Source organism: Rhizobium phaseoli (genome assembly GCF_001664385.1).
Taxonomy (GTDB): domain Bacteria; phylum Pseudomonadota; class Alphaproteobacteria; order Rhizobiales; family Rhizobiaceae; genus Rhizobium; species Rhizobium phaseoli.
Genome location: NZ_CP013532.1, coordinates 67,501 through 83,868, shown reverse-complemented (window position 1 = coordinate 83,868; position 16,368 = coordinate 67,501). Strand labels below are relative to the sequence as shown.

The window sequence follows — 16,368 nt, the reverse complement described above, 5'->3', positions numbered from 1 at the left end:
GATCACTCACGGGGTTCGACGTTCACAACGGTCCCTCCCGCAACGGGAATGACAGCCTGGCAGATGTGGCGCGCCGGCGCCGTCCCGTCGCGGAAACGGGACAGCATCAGCGAGACGGCCTCGCGCCCGAGGGCGGCGCGGTCGACGCGCATGGTGGAAAGCTGCGGATTGGTCATCAGCGCACAGGGAAGATCATCGAAGCCGACGATCGCAAAATCCTCCGGCACCCGCAGACCGGCTTCGGTGACGGCCTCGAGCACGCCGACGGCGATGAAATCGTTCATGCAGAAGGCGGCGGTGAAGCCGGCATCCTCGGCGAGGATCGCCGCCGTGCGCTCATGGGCCTCGCGGCTGGCGCTTCCCTGCAGCGTCATGGATACGAAACGACCCTCGGCGCCAGGCACAGCGGCAATCGCCGCCTCGAAACCGCGGATACGCTCACGGATCGTCTGGCGATGAGAGCCGCTCAAATGCAGGATGCGGCGATGGCCGGCCTTTGTCAGCCGGCCGGTCGCCTGGTAGGCGCCGAAGAAATTAGCCGGCGAAACCCCATCGAAACGCATTCCGGGGTCGATGCCATTGACAAGCACGGTCGGCACCATGGTGTCCTGCAGCCAGTCGCGCAGCATCTCGTTCGGATCGATGCCGACGAGAAAGAGACCTTCGGCCGCTGCGGCCTGCATGTACTCGCGCGCGGCGTCCGGCGTGATGCGATCCTCCCGGACCATCCGGACTTCGAACGGCATGCCTGCTTCGGCGGCTCCGGCGCGCAGGCCCTCGACGATCGCCTCGTAAAAGACGCTAAGGCCGCCCGTGACGCCGTCACTGGCGATCAGCGCCAATCCGCCGGCAACGGCCTCGGTCGCAGGCTTGACCGGGTAACCGTGCTCGGCGGCGACCTTCAGGATCTGGCGACGGACGGTTTCGCTGATGCCGGGCTCGTTGGCGAGCACGCGCGACACCGTGGAGACGGAAACGCCGGCCAGTGAGGCTATATCGGCCTGACGCGGCCGTCTGATTTTCTGATCGTTCATGGGCAAAGCTTATGCAAATTACGCAAATTTGCAAGACTATCGTTCCTTCTTGCAATAATTATTTTTTTGCGTAGTCTGTTTGCGAAATGCCCGACAGACGCCGTTGGAGGATGGCAGCGGGCAGATGGGGAAAAGGAGGATATCATGCAGGTCAACCGCCGTTCATTCCTGATGGGTTCAGCCGGTGCTGCCGCCGGCCTGGCCTTCGGCGCGGGAAGCGCCATTCCGGCTTTTGCCGCGGACACGTCGCTGCGCGCCATGTGGTGGGGGTCCAATGACCGCGCCAAGCGCACGCTCGACGTCGCCAAACTCTACCAGTCGAAGACGCCCGGCGTCACGATCGTCGGTGAATCGCTCTCGGGCGACGGCTATTGGACGAAGCTCGCCACGCAGATGGCCGGCCGCTCGATCGCCGACGTCTTCCAGCTCGAGCCGGGAACGATCTCCGACTATTCCAAGCGAGGCGCCTGTATGCCGCTTGACGAGTTCGTTCCTTCGGCATTGAAGGTTCAGTCCTTCGGCGCCGACATGCTGAAACTGACCACCATCGACGGCAAACTTTATGGTGTCGGCCTCGGCCTCAACTCCTTCTCAATGTTCTTCGACACGGTCGAATTCGAAAAGGCAGGCATTCCGCTGCCGACGCCTGATCTCACCTGGGATGAATATGCCAAGCTCGCCGTCGAACTCGCCAAGTCCTCCGGCAAGAGCGGAGGCCCCTATGCGGCCCGCTACGCCTACGTGTTCGACGCCTGGCTGCGCCAGCGCGGCAAGAGCCTCTTTGCGAGGGAAGGTGTCGGGCTCGGTTTCACGGCCGACGATGCCACGGAATGGTTCGATTACTGGGAGAAGCTGCGCAAGGCGGGGGGCACGGTTGCTGCCGACGTCCAGACGCTCGATCAAAACACCATCGACACCAATGCGCTTGGCCTCGGCAAGTCGGTCATCGGCATGGCCTATTCCAACCAGATGATCGGCTACCAGCTGATCATCAAGAACAAGCTCGGCATCACCATGCTGCCCCGCGAAAAGAAAGGTGGGCCTTCGGGCCACTACTATCGCCCGGCGCTGATCTGGAGTGTCGGCGCCACGACGAAGAACGGCGAAGCGGCGGCGAAATTTATCGACTTCTTCGTCAACGACATTGAGGCCGGCAAGATTCTCGGCGTCGAGCGCGGCGTGCCGATGTCGCCGACCGTGCGGGAAGCCATTCTGCCGCAGCTGAACCCGACCGAGCAGGAAACGGTCAAATACGTCAATCTTCTCAAGGATCAGGTCGGCGAATATCCGCCGCCAGTGCCGATGGGTGCGACCCAGTTCGACCAGCGCGTGCTGCGGCCGATCTGCGACGAACTCGCCTTCGAACGGACCTCGCCGGCCGAAGCGGCGGCCCGGCTCATCGAAGAAGGTAAAGCGACGATCAAGGGATGATCGATCGCCTGCCCCAGAACAGGATGATTTCGGGCCTGGTTGGCCTAAAATCTGAATCCTGTTCTCAATTAAAGGGTTAGAGCATGATGTCGTCCGAAAACCGTTCACACTTTTCGGCATCATGCTCTGGAAGGAGAGGCCCGCAAAACCCCGGCGGGCCTTTCTGTTCTCCTGATTGAAGCGCAGTGCGATCTTAAGGATTGGCGCTTCAGATGCTTTCAGTTGGCTGCCAGGCTTTCGACCACGCGCCAGTCCGGCCGGCCGAGATTGAAGGGCCAGGCGTGCACGTCGCGGTCATTGAAATAGACCACCTCCCGAAGGTTCGGGAAGGCGCTTTGTTTCAGTGTCGCGGTTTCGATCCAGGGTCTCATATAGGCGTCGCCGCCTTCGTAGCCGAGCTCGGCGACCCAGATGGGCTTTCCATAGCCGACGACAAGATCATAGCCCTGCTTCAACGCCTCCGAAAAGGTCCGATGTTTCTTATAGGCAAGCTCGTCATAGCGCTGGAGCCCGAAAACCGAGAGACCGACGAGATCGACGTAATCATCGCCGGGATAATAGGCATCAAGGCCAGGCTCCCCCTTCGGCGACCACATGAGTTCGGTGGCGGGCGCCTCGTCGCGAACGATATCCATCATCCGCTTGTAGGCTGCGATGTAATCGGCCGGATTCCAGCCGGACCATGAAAAGCGGCCCGACTTGTCCTCCATCTCCTGGCCCCAACGAAGGATGACGGGACTCTTCAGCTGAGAGATCATCTGCGCGATTGCCCGCATGTTGACGTCGTAATCGCCCCGCAGCACCTTGCGGCGAAGCTGATCGGAGGTCAGCCGCCAGTCGACGTCCCAGGACCACGGCTCGACGGTTATCAGCAGATTGCGGCCTCTGGCCTGCGCATAGGCATCGGCGACACGCAGCGTCTCCAGATCAACGTCTTCCCATGGCAGGAACAGGGCTTCGGTCGTCACATTCGTCTGGGCGCCGAAATCCCCATGCGGGTCATAGGCGCCGAACTTGATGCCGTCGGCATGAACCACCGGACGCTTGTCGATGATCTCTCGCATACTGGATGCCTGATTTGGGGCAATGCCGGCATATTGCACCTCGCTTCGGCCCGGCAGATCCGCGAGGCACACTAGCAGCAGCGCGATCGCGGCGGTCGAGAGGTGGTTTTTCTTTAGCTTCTTCATGGCTCACCCTCCTTTTCGGGCAAGTTCCTGGTCCAACAGGAGCTGCTTCAGATCGTGTGCCTTGGCGCTGACCGTATCCGCCGCAACAAGCTTGCGGAATTCGTCATCCTGATGCACCGATGAATGACGAAAGACGTACCAGTTGCCGTTCGGTTGGCGCCGTTGATAGATCGTGTTGCCGATCTTGCGGTGACCGAAACAGGTGCTGGCGCGCGCGGCACCCTCGGCATTCGTCCAGGTGGCGCGCATGCAGAGCTGACCGAGATCGTCAACGACCCATTTGCCTTCGGCGAAGGACTGTTTGCCCTTGTCGTTCACCCAGGCGACAAACCGCCGCCCATCCTCGATGAAGCGCCCGCCGCCGGTGTCCCAGGTCCAGGTCCTGTCGCCATAGATCCGATAGAGCTCATAGGCGCTGAGCGGCGTCGGCTCATCCTTCTTGGCGATCTCGGCAGCCTGCGCCGCCAATGGCAGGCACAGGCTGAGAGCAAGGGCCGCCCCATATAGTCTCGATCCGATCCGCATGACATCCTCCTCGACACTGGCCGGTTTCCCCGGCTCAAACACCTTGTTCGTCCCGGCCCGTGCGCCCGAACCCATTCCACCTGAGGCGGAACTTCACGATCCGGGTTTTGCCGCCACCGAGACCGGCCCCGGCTACGGCAAATTGCGATTGGCTGAAGCTGATGAACGACTGACCGTGAGAAAGAGCCTCGAGACTGCGCAGACCATGGCCGCCGACCTGCGTGCCGCCGGTGATGCAGATCGCAAGCCCCGTCGCCGTCGCCAGCCACAGGCCGCGTGACTGCGGCAGCAGCGGCAGACCGTTCTCGATTGCGTGGCGAAGGACGATCAGCACCGTCAGCAACAGATAGATCGAGAGATTCATCGCGGCGAAAATATAAAAGCCCTGGGCGGCGGCGACGTCGGTGGCGAACACCATGGCGACGGCGCAAAGGCCGGCGAGGCCGATATAGGGCGCAACGACGCGCAGCGGCAGCGATTGCTGTTGCTGCCTGCCCTTCGGCGTGATGCGAAAGTCGACGAAAGAGCTGGAGACATGGTCGCGAACAGCCGCCAAGCTGCCGGCGAGCGACCAGGGCCAGCGCAGGAAGATGAAGGCAAGTCCCTCCCAGCCGAACAGTTTCGCATCGTGCGGCCTGAAGGTTGCCGTCGCCCGCCAGAAGAAGGCAAACAGCGTCAGCACGATCGAAATCGGCGCGAAATGCAGCAGGAAATCCGGATAGGTTACGTTGACGAAGACATGGCCGGTCAGCAAAGCGGCAACCGGCAGCAGGAACATCACGGCCATGAAGGCGGAAAAAAGCGGATACCACAGTTGCGAAAACACGAACTGGAATTTCAGCCGCCAGGGCAGATGGGTGAGGTAGCGACGGGAATGCTGCAGCAGGATGGTGACGAGGCTGCGCGACCATTGAAATTCCTGGACGGCGAGATCAACGAAGTTCGCCGGACCGTCGCCGTGGGCGATCGCATCGACGGCATGGACGCCGCGCCAGCCGCCGGCATTCATCATCAGCGTCGTCGAGTGATCTTCGGCAAGTTCGGGGCCGAGGCCACCGATCTCACGAAGCGCTGACGTGCGAACCGCATAGTGGGAGCCGATGCAAAGCGGCGCCCAGCCATTGTTGTACCCGATCTGCAGCGAACCGTGCAGACTTGCCTCCGCATAGAGCCTTCCCCGCGCCGCCCAGCTTGCTGCCGCATTCGCATCACAGATGCTGGGCGCGGAGACATAACCGACGTCGGGATCGGCAAAGGGGCGCAGGACTTCCCGCAGATAAGTCGGCGCCGGTACATGATCGGCGTCGAACTGGGCGACGAAGTCGTAACGCGCATAGCCGAAATGGTCGTAGAAATAGGCAAGATTGCCTTCCTTGCACCGGGTCCGGCGCGGCCAGGTCGTGCGGTGATATTCCGCCACGCCCTTTCGGGTGGAGATCAGTACGCCGTGCTCGGCGCACCAGCGTCTGGTTTCCTCGGAAGGATCCTCGTCGGCCAGCCAGACGTCGAACTCGGCGCCGATCTGATCGAGCATCGCCTGCAGCGTGGCGCGGACGACGGCAAAGGGCTCGGACGGCGCCTTGGTGACGACCATCGCCACTCGCCCTTCCGGCGGCCGCACGCGCGAACTGATCGTCCTGGCATCGAGGAAGATCAGAATGAAATAGGCCGGGACGAGCGTGATCCAGGCGAGAACGGCGGTGATGAGCACGAAGGCCGTCCAGGAGATGATGTGGGCGGACTGGCACCACCAGATCCAGAAGAACCCGAGTGCGGCCAGCCAGCAGAGGATGCCGAAACCATAGGCGGCGCGTTTGCGGCCGGTGAAAACAGGATCGAATGCTTGCGTGCCGGTGGCGGCTTTCGCCGGCGCGAGGCCATAGCCGATGTGCGAAGCGTCGCTCATGCCGTCACCTGCAGCCCGAAGGTGGGACCGGCGGTGCGGATGATCGTATCGATATCCGAGAGCGTCGGCGCGAAACCGAGTTCCGCCTTCGCCCTTGCCGTGTTGGCAAAAAGGATCGGCGGGTCGCCGGCACGGCGGGAGCGATAGCGGACCGGCACTTCACGGCCGGTCGTGCGATGGATGGCTGCAAGGATCTCGCGCACCGAGGTGCCCCGGCCGGAACCGAGATTGACGCTGAGCGAGCCGCCGCCTGCCATCAGGTGATTGACGGCGGCCAAATGCGCCTGCGCGAGATCGCTGACATGGATATAGTCGCGAACGCAGGTTCCATCCGCAGTCGAATAATCGGTGCCGAAGATATCGAGCCGCTCCAGCCTGCCGGCGGCGGCGAGAAGGGCGCGAGGAATGAGATGGGTTTCAGGCTCGTGACGCTCGGCAAGCTCGCCATCCGGATCGGCGCCGGCGGCGTTGAAATAACGCAACGCGGCGAAGCGGATGCCATAGGCCGCGGCAAAATCCTCGAGCGCCATCTCGAAGATCAGCTTGGTGCGGCCATAGGGATTGACCGGCTGCTGCGGGGTTTCTTCACGTATCGGCAACGAGGCGGGAACGCCATAGGTGGCGCAAGTGCTCGAAAAGACGATCCGGTCGATATCCTGATCGAGGCAGGCTTCGAGCAGCGTCAGGCTGCCGACGACGTTGTTGCGGTAATATTTCCTCGGCATCTCGACGGATTCGCCGACATAGGCGTTGGCGCCGCAATGGATAACGCAATCGGGCGAAAATTCGGCCATCGTCCGGCGCAGCGCGACCGCATCGCCGAGCTCGCCCCGGATGAGCGGGCCCCAACGGACGCTGTCGGCATGTCCGGTCGACAGGTTGTCGTAGGTCACCGGGGTCATCCCGGCGCGCGACAGCGCTTTGCAGATATGACTGCCTATGAAACCGGCACCACCGGTGACGAGGATGTAGCGGGGCATCTCATACGGCCTCCGCCCTCTCTGTCCGGGCAAGCAGGCCGTCGAAATATTCGACGGTGCGCGCCAGGCCGGCTTCGAGCGCGATTTGAGGCTGCCATCCCAGCTCGGTCATGGCCCGGGTAATATCCGGCCGCCGCTGGCGCGGATCGTCGACGACAGCAGGCAGATGAACGATGCGGGAACGCGAATTCGTGAGATCGCGGATGATTTCCGCCAGGCGCCGGACGGTGAATTCGCCCGGATTGCCGAGATTGATCGGGCCGTGGCATGCGCTGCCGGCTGCCGAGAAACGCAGGAAACCTTCGACCAGGTCGTCGACATAGCAGAAAGAGCGGGTCTGCTGGCCGTCGCCGTAGATCGTCAGGTCGGCGTTGCGCAGCGCCTGCACGATGAAATTGGAGACCACCCGGCCGTCATCCAGACGCATGCGCGGTCCATAGGTGTTGAAAATGCGGCCGACTTTGATGTCGACGCCGTAGGTCCTGTGGTAGTCGAAGAACAGGGTTTCGGCGCTGCGCTTGCCTTCGTCGTAACAGGCGCGCGGCCCGATCGGGTTGACATTCCCGCAATAGGTTTCACGCTGCGGGCTCTGGTTCGGATCGCCATAAACCTCCGACGTCGACGATTGAACGACGATCGCGCCGGTCTTTCGCGTACAGTCCAGGGTGTTGACGGCACCAAGCACATTGGTGAGCAAGGTGCCCACCGGATCCCGCTGATAATCGGGCGGAGAGGCGGGGGAGGCAAAATTGAAGATGAGCGACGCGGCGATATCGAAGGGCTGACGGACATCGTGCTCGATGATCCGGAAGCGGGGGTTCGATTGGAGATGCTCGACATTCACCCGGCGGCCGGTCGAAAAATTATCGAGGCATATGACGCTGTGGCCGCGTAGCAGAAGCCTTTCGCAGAGATGCGAGCCAAGAAAACCGGCCCCGCCATTGACAAGAGCGATGCTCAGATTCTTGAGCACCGGCACGCCTTCTACTTCAGAATAGCCTGCGCCGGGAACGAAACTACGCATTACAAACTCCTTCCCATGTTTTAGTCTTTTGATTTATTCAGGCGCCGACTGCCATAATTATCCAGTTAGATATTCGTCTCCCCGAGTATCTTAACTTGAATAACTTTGTAGTTATTCTTAGGATAACCGAATTACTATTTTAATGATAGGACGATTGTTAGCGTGGTCAACTTTAAAAACAACATCAATCCAAAATAACTACGCATTTGTTCTTGTGAGTAACAAATGATTAATCATTTTCTATATTTTTTCACGTACAACGGGAATCCATACATCACTCAAGCTTTGCTCAATAAAGAACGGATACAAGAGAAATAAGGCTGGCCGCGCGGAACTGTCCGACCGGTCTTGCATCCGGAAGCGCCATATGCGAGGGGTTTGGCCATGTCGAAAAAACAAGCTGCAGCGCGGCCGAAAGGCTGGCGTCTATTTCATTTTGCGATGTTTACTTGGGGAACGACGCTTCTTGCGGTCGGACCGACAGCCTGTGCGGTCGTTGACGACGACATAGTCGCCGTCGCGAAGAAGAATGTCGTCGTCGAGGCGCCACGCGTGTCGAAGGCATACGCCTACCCGGAAAACCGGGCCGTGCGGCCGGCCGCGGCATCTGCGCGCGTCGTCGCCTATCACGGGTCAGCCCCGTATATCTGCTCTCCGAGCGGCTTCGGACAGAAGTCGCGCTGCTTTGCGCGTCCATCGATCTGAAGCAAATCCTTGGAATCGGCTCCGGTGCAAGGATAAGATTATCCCGCGGCTCAACGTGCTGCACCGTCCCTTGCGCGTCTGAGCAGAGGCGCTGCGCTGTCGATCAATTGCGCCAGCGGCTGGACATCTCGTCATCGCCGGCGGGATGTTCATTGAAGAAGCGGGACGCAGCTTCCGTGCGGTTTCGGACGTTCATCTTCTTATAGATGTTGCGCACATGAACCTTCACGGTGTTTTCGGAAAGATGCAGCTTGTCGGCGATGATCTTGTTCTGCGTCCCCTTGCAGATGAGATCGAGGATCTGAACCTCGCGGGTCGTCAAAGCGGAGATGCTGTCGCGTCTCAGCTTGAGCGCATTGTTGCGCGCAACATCGACCGACTTCGTCTGATAGAGTGACGGCTCCAGCTGGGCGCTCTTGTTGGCGAGACGATTAAGAAGCGCCGAAGGAAAATGCTCCCCGCCCTTCATCAGCAGATCCACCGCGGCCATGAAGACATCAAGCCGAAGGTTGAGCGGCAGGACACCGTCGATGATCCTTGCCTCCACTAAACGGCTGACATAGGGTTCCAGCATGTCGATGGCCTCGACGACAAGTCCGATCGAGGCTTCCGGGTGATTTTCCCGTACCGCCTTCAATGCCTCCTGAAGCTCAGGCTGGGGTATGTGATAGAATAAAACGAGCTTCAGATCGCTGGTATCCTTTTCCAGCATCGGATTCGTGTTTGATATGCTTGGCACGTCGCAATTCGGGAATTTCTTTGCCAGCGCTTCTACCATGCATTCTGAAAAAAGATCCGCCTTGGCAACTACAACAATAGTATCTCCGGAAGGGCTAGACTTTCTTGCCTGGTCGGTATTCTCCATTCCTGAGCCTGTCATGAACATATACGCCTCCCCTAGCGTTACACTTTACTCAAACGTGAAGCGATGGCGGGTATAAGATAGTATGAAATGCCGCCCCTATGATGTCACCGCCGCCTTCTTTAGACATTTCTTAATTATGTTAATACGGATTGAGAAGGAAGGAAATGGCCCAAAGTGATTAGTTTTCGGGAGCGAAAAACGATACGTTACTGCTCTTCGGTTGTATTTTGTTAGACCAGATACTGCAGGGTTATATTTGCTCCCACTATAGATAATCAGAGGAATGTAATGTTTCAGTACAAATTGTAATATTTATATCATCTTTACACAACGAGTATGAAGGCGGACAAACCCTCGCAAGTTGTTGTCGACCCCGGCGCCAACTGGCGGAAGCGTCGGCCGAATGCCGAATGCTCTTTGATTTTGAGCTGCAATCGTTGCTAAAAGAGGCGCGAGCCACTTCGTAACTCCTCAGCGAGACGTCATGCAGATCGATGCAGACAGAGCGGAACGGGAACGGCTTCTGGCCGTTCTCGATTTCTGGCACAAGATCGAGTTTTTCATCCCTTACGATCTCTCCAGTCGCCTCGTCCCAGCGGAAGGGCGGACCGTTTTCTGGCTGCATGCAAAAACGCTGTTGCAGGATGGCGCTGCACTCAGCCGCCCTGTCATACCCGAGGAGAAGCAGATTACCGGCTTTACCTTGTTCCTCGGCGTTTTCAGCAAATCCGAAATTGCCGATGTCCGCAGGCATTTCGACCGCGTTGCGGCTGATATTGCTCAATACGAGGATGCCGAACGTAGCGATCTCGATGGCGATACCTGCTTTGCCAGCCTGCAGCTCACTCCCCTGGGACAGCCGATATTCGAAACCTTTGCGGTTTCGACGCTTCCATGGGCTCTCGGCCGCGTGCAGAAATCCGGGCTCGCCTCACTCAGCCATGAGGCATTTGCCGACAGCAAACGGCAGCTGGCGGAATTGCTTCAAAACTTTCGGGCGCAGCGACAGCTGACATCTTCATGCTTCGAGGCCAGCACCGATCAGCCCGTCGATGCCGCCGAAATCCTGGCACTGCACGAATTGCTCTGCGATTGGGCGGGTTTTGTCTCACATCAGGAAAAGCCGATTGCCGCCGTCGAGATACGCTACCGCGACAAAGCGGAGAGACCCGGTCTCATCTCCCTACAGCCGCAACAGGAGGACCATGCCTCCAATGCCGACGACGAGGAAGACGACAGTGCAGACGTTGAAGAAGACATCGGCATCCTGAACAGCTTCTTCGTCGAGGACATCGAACGGGCGATGATCTGCGTCAAGCAGGGCAATGTCCCGGAGCCGCTCAGGCGATATCTCACCCCGCTGGCCCGTGAAAAGCGCATCGACCTCTATTCCCAGGATGGGCGCGCCGCAATCGTTCGGGCCCTGCATCCCGCCAATCTCAACCGCGGACGCTGGCTGAGCGATCCTCACCTCGCAATGAGCCTCATGCAGCAGTTCGCGATCAATTCGGCCATCGGCGACCGGTCGGAAACCGGACTGTTCTCGGTCAACGGTCCGCCTGGCACCGGAAAGACCACCCTGCTGCGCGACATGTTCGCGGATAATATCGTACGGCGCGCCCGGATCTTGGCTCGTCTCGAGACGGCACGCGATGCTTTTGACGGTGCGCCGCGCCGCATCACTTTTGCCGACCGCAGCACAGCATCGATATCGGTGCTGATCCCGGCGCTCGCCGGATTCGAAATGATCGTCGCTTCCTCCAACAATGCCGCCGTCGAGAACATCTCGCGCGACCTTCCCAAGCAGAGTTCGATTTCGAAAACGTCGTCCTTCCACTATCTGCAGACGGTCGCGCATAAAATCGCCTGCCAGAAGGACAATGGGGGCGTGATCAAACTCTCCGACGGCGATCGCCCTTGGGGATTGATCGCCTGTGCGCTCGGCAATTCCAGGAATCGCAGGGCGTTCAAGGAGCGTTTCGCCTTCATGGAAATTCCCGACAGGCCGAAACCCGGCTGGTCGGGCGCCCAGAAGCCGCAGACCATCTGGGAATGGCTGAAGAGCTATGAGGGGCCGACCTTCGCCGAAGCATCGGCCGCCTTTCATGCTGCCGACGACGTGGTTCACGACAAGATCGGTCAATATGCGCGCTATGCCGATCTCCGTGATGAAATCGCGCTGGTTACGCAGGATACATTCTGCCGCGAAACGCTTGAGAAGCTAGCCGCCGCCGCTGACGAACTTCGCCATGCGCAGAACCGGTGCGACGCGGTCGTGGCCGAGATGGGCCGGATCAAGGACAGCTTGTCTTCCTTGAAGGAGGGGGAACAGTTGCTCGACCGCAGCGCTCCGGCGCGATGGAGGAGAATGCTTGCGACCAACCCCGCCCGACAGCATCGGCAAGACGTCGTCGCCAATGCGCGCAAGCAACTGGACCTGCGCAAGGCGCTGGCAGAATGCGAACATCGGCTTGCGAAGGCGGAGAAACCTGCGCTGGAACGCGCTTTACGGGGGCATGACCAAGCCGAACGGGCACTGCGGTCACGACGGAAAATCTGGATTGCGAAGACAGAAGAACTCGCGCGGCTGGGAGAAATTCTCGATCAGCCGGCCGCACCGGAACATCTCACAGACCTCGACAGTGATCAGGTGCAGATCGACGGCCTCTGGCATGGCGACGAGCTGGCGGCTCTGCGTTCGGCATTGTTCGAAGCAGCGTTGACGCTGCATGAAGCGTGGCTGGCTGAGGTCGGCCGGAAGGGAGGAGGTTTCGGTGGAAATATCGTTGCCATCAGCAAGCTGCTTTCCAACAACAATCCCGTCGATGACAAACACATCGCATCGATCTGGCAAAGCCTCTTCATGGTCGTTCCCGTCGTCTCGACGACATTCGCCTCCTTCGCCCGGCAGTTCCGCGGGCTCGACGCCGGCTCGATCGGCTGGGTCTTCATCGATGAAGCCGGCCAGGCCGTGCCGCAGGCGGCCGTCGGGGCCTTGTTGCGGGCGCGCCGCGTCATGGTCATCGGCGACCCCCAGCAGATCGAACCGGTCTTTACCCTTCCAAGCGCGCTGATCGGCGCCGCTTCGGCTCTCTCGCCCCACACGGCGCAAGGCCAATATTCGCCGAACAGGGTGTCGGTGCAGATGCTGGCCGATGCCGCCAATCGCTACGGAACAACGCTTCAGGAGGAGGAAGCAGATGGGCTCTGGATCGGCAGCCCCCTCAGAGTGCATCGACGCTGTATCGATCCGATGTTCAGCCTTGCCAACCAGATCGCTTACCAGAACAAGATGATCTTCGGGCTGGCAGAGCGCCGGCCGGCCGGTGACGCGCCGCCCTTCTATGGCGACAGCGCCTGGATCGACGTCAAGGGCAAGGTGTCGGGCAAACAGGCCGTTGCGGAGCAGACGGACTTCATCGTCGATCTCCTCACCGCGACCTACCGCCGGTCCGGCGCGTTGCCGGACCTCTATATCATCTCGCCCTTCAAGGAAGTGAAGAACAGTCTGAGACGGGCTCTCGCCCAGGCGCGATGGATCGACCAGGACGGATATACGGGCGCCTCTCCGCCGAAACTGCAGAAGTGGCTTCAGGATCGGATAGGCACCGTGCATACGTTCCAAGGCAAGGAAGAGGACATTGTTTTCATGGTGCTCGGCACCGATGCCGATCATCGCGGCGCGGCCGGCTGGGCCGCCTCCAAGCCAAACCTCTTGAACGTGGCGCTCACGCGCGCCAAGCGCCGCTTCTACATCGTCGGCGATCGTGCGCTGTGGCAAACTTTGCCATATTTCAGGGAGGCAGCGAGCGCGCTGGAGACGGTCCGGACCGCGGAATTCCTGGCACGGAATGCACTGGACGCCAGAGATCCGAACCCGGTCCTTTGGGACTGAGTGCTCATTTTGCCGTGTTTTTGGAATCAAAAAAGCCCGCGTTGGGCGGGCTTTGGGCGGATATTGAGATTTGGTTGCGGGGGCAGGATTTGCCCCGTTCGCTACGCTCACCCTTCAGGTTATGGTCCGCAGGACGAGGAGCTACCGTCGCCAGCGAAGATGAAGTCTTCGCGCCCGCGATAACTGCTGTCTGTATTTTCGGAGATATGGGAAGGGAAAGATTGGTTGCGGGGGCAGGATTTGAACCTGCGGCCTTCAGGTTATGAGCCTGACGAGCTACCGGGCTGCTCCACCCCGCGGGATATTGTAACACGAAAGGCCGCTTTATGCGGCCTTTTGTTTCGGCGTTTGCCGTTAGTTTTGCGATGAGAAGATTGTATTTCAAGCAGTTGCGCTTTGCAGACCTGGCAGCGACCTACTCTCCCGCGTCTTAAGACGAAGTACCATGGGCGCAGGGGCGTTTCACGGCCGTGTTCGGAAAGGGAACGGGTGCAGCCACCCCGCCATAACCACCAGGTCGGCAAAGCGCAACTTATTGATTTGAGAAGCTGGCGCAGGCCGAAGGCCTGCTTGTCTAAACACGTCAAAGGCTCAAACCGGACAAACACTAGCGTGTTTGCCGGGCCCGTCGCAAAGGCTGACGCCTTTGCTCTGTCGGGACGAATGCTTTGCATTCGCCCTGAGATGAGCACAGTCAATGAGAACGATCAAGCCGATCGAGCTATTAGTACCGGTAAGCTTCATGCGTTGCCGCACTTCCACACCCGGCCTATCAACGTGGTCGTCTTCCACGGCTCTGATAGGGAACACTCGTTTTCAGGTGGGTTTCCCGCTTAGATGCCTTCAGCGGTTATCCCGTCCATATATAGCTACCCTGCTATGCCCTTGGCAGGACAACAGGTCCACCAGAGATATGTCCATCCCGGTCCTCTCGTACTAGGGACAGATCCTGTCAATATTCCTACACCCACGGCAGATAGGGACCGAACTGTCTCACGACGTTCTGAACCCAGCTCACGTACCGCTTTAATTGGCGAACAGCCAAACCCTTGGGACCTGCTCCAGCCCCAGGATGCGATGAGCCGACATCGAGGTGCCAAACAACCCCGTCGATATGGACTCTTGGGGGTCATCAGCCTGTTATCCCCGGCGTACCTTTTATCCGTTGAGCGATGGCCCTTCCACGCGGGACCACCGGATCACTATGACCGACTTTCGTCTCTGCTCGACTTGTCAGTCTCGCAGTCAGGCGGGCTTATGCCATTGCACTCGACGACCGATTTCCGACCGGTCTGAGCCCACCATCGCGCGCCTCCGTTACTCTTTCGGAGGCGACCGCCCCAGTCAAACTACCCACCATACACTGTCCCGGACCCGGATGACGGGCCGCGGTTAGACATCCATGACGATAAGGGTGGTATTTCAAGGATGGCTCCACGGAAACTGGCGTCCCCGCTTCAAAGCCTACCACCTATCCTACACATGCCGACACGAATGCCAGTGTAAAGCTATAGTAAAGGTGCACGGGGTCTTTCCGTCTGACCGCAGGAACCCCGCATCTTCACGGGGAATTCAATTTCACTGAGTCTATGTTGGAGACAGCGGGGAAGTCGTTACGCCATTCGTGCAGGTCGGAACTTACCCGACAAGGAATTTCGCTACCTTAGGACCGTTATAGTTACGGCCGCCGTTTACTGGGGCTTCGATTCAAAGCTTGCACCTCTCCTCTTAACCTTCCAGCACCGGGCAGGCGTCAGACCCTATACGTCGTCTTGCGACTTCGCAGAGCCCTGTGTTTTTGATAAACAGTCGCTACCCCCTGGTCTGTGCCACCCCATCATAGTTGCCTAAAATGGGGTCACGCTTCTTCCGAAGTTACGCGTGCAATTTGCCGAGTTCCTTCAACATAGTTCTCTCAAGCGCCTTGGTATACTCTACCTGACCACCTGTGTCGGTTTCGGGTACGGTCTATACGGTGGAGCTATTTCCTGGAACCGCTCCGCTGCCCTGATAATCCAATAAACCAGAACAACTTGTGCAATCCGTCACTACCACCAGGCCCACGAATATTAACGTGGTTCCCATCGACTACGCGTGTCCGCCTCGTCTTAGGGGCCGGCTAACCCTGCTCAGATTAACTTTAAGCAGGAACCCTTGGTCTTTCGGCGAGAGGGTCTCTCACCCTCTTTATCGTTACTCATGTCAACATTCGCACTTCCGATACCTCCAGGAGCCCTCACGGGTCTCCCTTCATCAGCTTACGGAACGCTCCGCTACCACGTGTATTGCTACACATCCTCAGCTTCGGTGCATGGCTTCAGCCCCGTTACATTTTCGGCGCAAAGACCCTTATTTAGACCAGTGAGCTGTTACGCTTTCTTTAAATGATGGCTGCTTCTAAGCCAACATCCTGGTTGTTTTGGGATCCTCACATCCTTTCCCACTTAGCCATGACTTGGGGACCTTAGCTGGAGGTTAGGGTTGTTGCCCTTTTCACGACGGACGTTAGCACCCGCCGTGTGTCTGCCGAGTAGTACTCCCCGGTATTCGGAGTTTGGTTAGGATCAGTAAGACGGTGAGTCCCCATAGCCCATCCAGTGCTCTACCCCCGGGGGTATTCGCTCGACGCTCTACCTAAATAGATTTCGCGGAGAACCAGCTATTTCCGAGTTTGATTGGCCTTTCACCCCTAGCCACAAGTCATCCCAATCTATTGCAACAGATGCGGGTTCGGTCCTCCAGTTGGTGTTACCCAACCTTCAACCTGCTCATGGCTAGATCACTCGGTTTCGGGTCTAATGCAACAAACTATA

10 protein-coding genes, 1 tRNA gene and 2 rRNA genes (1 of these 13 only partly in view) are annotated in these 16,368 nt (G+C 59.1%); 3 read left to right on the top strand and 10 right to left on the bottom strand.

Annotated features, from left to right (window positions below; genetic code table 11):
- Positions 1–2: 2 nt before the first annotated feature.
- Positions 3–1,034, bottom strand: a complete 1,032-nt coding sequence (locus tag AMC88_RS00390) for a LacI family DNA-binding transcriptional regulator (RefSeq protein WP_064824637.1) — start codon at positions 1,032–1,034, stop codon at positions 3–5.
- A 144-nt stretch (positions 1,035–1,178) separates the two neighbouring features.
- Between AMC88_RS00390 and AMC88_RS00385 the strand changes: the two genes are divergently transcribed.
- A complete protein-coding gene (locus tag AMC88_RS00385) occupies positions 1,179–2,465 on the top strand; it encodes an ABC transporter substrate-binding protein (protein WP_064824636.1) in 1,287 nt (428 codons plus the stop codon).
- A gap of 218 nt (positions 2,466–2,683) precedes the next feature.
- Here the strand turns inward: AMC88_RS00385 and AMC88_RS00380 are convergent, their stop codons facing one another.
- From AMC88_RS00380 to AMC88_RS00360, 5 genes are read right to left on the bottom strand one after another with little or no spacing between them, the layout of a single operon-like run.
- Entirely contained in the window at positions 2,684–3,655 is a 972-nt protein-coding gene (locus tag AMC88_RS00380; RefSeq protein ID WP_064824635.1) for a glycoside hydrolase family 26 protein, read from the bottom strand.
- Between the two features lie 3 nt (positions 3,656–3,658).
- Entirely contained in the window at positions 3,659–4,180 is a 522-nt protein-coding gene (locus AMC88_RS00375) for a DUF995 domain-containing protein (protein WP_064824634.1), read from the bottom strand.
- A gap of 34 nt (positions 4,181–4,214) precedes the next feature.
- Positions 4,215–6,086, bottom strand: a complete 1,872-nt coding sequence (locus tag AMC88_RS00370; RefSeq protein ID WP_064824633.1) for a glycosyltransferase family 2 protein — start codon at positions 6,084–6,086, stop codon at positions 4,215–4,217.
- On the bottom strand, positions 6,083–7,066 hold the full coding sequence (gene galE, locus AMC88_RS00365) for a UDP-glucose 4-epimerase GalE (RefSeq protein ID WP_064824632.1): 984 nt from the start codon (positions 7,064–7,066) through the stop codon (positions 6,083–6,085). Before galE ends, AMC88_RS00370 begins: the two co-directional genes overlap by 4 nt.
- A gap of 1 nt (position 7,067) precedes the next feature.
- Positions 7,068–8,090 carry a UDP-glucuronic acid decarboxylase family protein gene (locus AMC88_RS00360; protein ID WP_064829846.1) on the bottom strand — a complete coding sequence of 341 codons (1,023 nt, stop codon included), beginning with the start codon at positions 8,088–8,090 and terminating at the stop codon, positions 7,068–7,070.
- 384 nt (positions 8,091–8,474) lie between these two features.
- On the opposite strand from AMC88_RS00360, the gene AMC88_RS00355 reads away from it, so the two are divergent.
- On the top strand, positions 8,475–8,795 hold the full coding sequence (locus AMC88_RS00355; RefSeq protein WP_064824630.1) for a hypothetical protein: 321 nt from the start codon (positions 8,475–8,477) through the stop codon (positions 8,793–8,795).
- A 103-nt stretch (positions 8,796–8,898) separates the two neighbouring features.
- Here AMC88_RS00355 and AMC88_RS00350 read toward each other — a convergent pair whose 3' ends face one another.
- The gene (locus AMC88_RS00350; protein ID WP_064824629.1) at positions 8,899–9,681 is read right to left on the bottom strand and encodes a helix-turn-helix transcriptional regulator; all 783 of its coding nucleotides are present in this window, start codon (positions 9,679–9,681) and stop codon (positions 8,899–8,901) included.
- Between the two features lie 463 nt (positions 9,682–10,144).
- Here AMC88_RS00350 and AMC88_RS00345 point away from each other — a divergent pair, with 463 nt between their 5' ends.
- On the top strand, positions 10,145–13,555 hold the full coding sequence (locus tag AMC88_RS00345) for a DEAD/DEAH box helicase (RefSeq protein ID WP_064829845.1): 3,411 nt from the start codon (positions 10,145–10,147) through the stop codon (positions 13,553–13,555).
- 222 nt (positions 13,556–13,777) lie between these two features.
- Here the strand turns inward: AMC88_RS00345 and AMC88_RS00340 are convergent.
- From AMC88_RS00340 to AMC88_RS00330, 3 genes are all read right to left on the bottom strand, one after another.
- Positions 13,778–13,854: transfer RNA gene (locus tag AMC88_RS00340), tRNA-Met, on the bottom strand.
- Between the two features lie 103 nt (positions 13,855–13,957).
- Positions 13,958–14,072 (bottom strand): 5S ribosomal RNA (gene rrf / locus AMC88_RS00335).
- 186 nt (positions 14,073–14,258) lie between these two features.
- Positions 14,259–16,368 (bottom strand): 23S ribosomal RNA (locus AMC88_RS00330); it runs 769 nt beyond the window's last position.

Coding starts and splice junctions, on each gene's coding strand:
- AMC88_RS00390 (WP_064824637.1), bottom strand. CDS start 1,034: ATGAACGATCAGAAAATCAGACGGCCGCGTCAGGCCGATATAGCCTCA.
- AMC88_RS00385 (WP_064824636.1), top strand. CDS start 1,179: ATGCAGGTCAACCGCCGTTCATTCCTGATGGGTTCAGCCGGTGCTGCC.
- AMC88_RS00380 (WP_064824635.1), bottom strand. CDS start 3,655: ATGAAGAAGCTAAAGAAAAACCACCTCTCGACCGCCGCGATCGCGCTG.
- AMC88_RS00375 (WP_064824634.1), bottom strand. CDS start 4,180: ATGCGGATCGGATCGAGACTATATGGGGCGGCCCTTGCTCTCAGCCTG.
- AMC88_RS00370 (WP_064824633.1), bottom strand. CDS start 6,086: ATGAGCGACGCTTCGCACATCGGCTATGGCCTCGCGCCGGCGAAAGCC.
- galE (WP_064824632.1), bottom strand. CDS start 7,066: ATGCCCCGCTACATCCTCGTCACCGGTGGTGCCGGTTTCATAGGCAGT.
- AMC88_RS00360 (WP_064829846.1), bottom strand. CDS start 8,090: ATGCGTAGTTTCGTTCCCGGCGCAGGCTATTCTGAAGTAGAAGGCGTG.
- AMC88_RS00355 (WP_064824630.1), top strand. CDS start 8,475: ATGTCGAAAAAACAAGCTGCAGCGCGGCCGAAAGGCTGGCGTCTATTT.
- AMC88_RS00350 (WP_064824629.1), bottom strand. CDS start 9,681: ATGTTCATGACAGGCTCAGGAATGGAGAATACCGACCAGGCAAGAAAG.
- AMC88_RS00345 (WP_064829845.1), top strand. CDS start 10,145: ATGCAGATCGATGCAGACAGAGCGGAACGGGAACGGCTTCTGGCCGTT.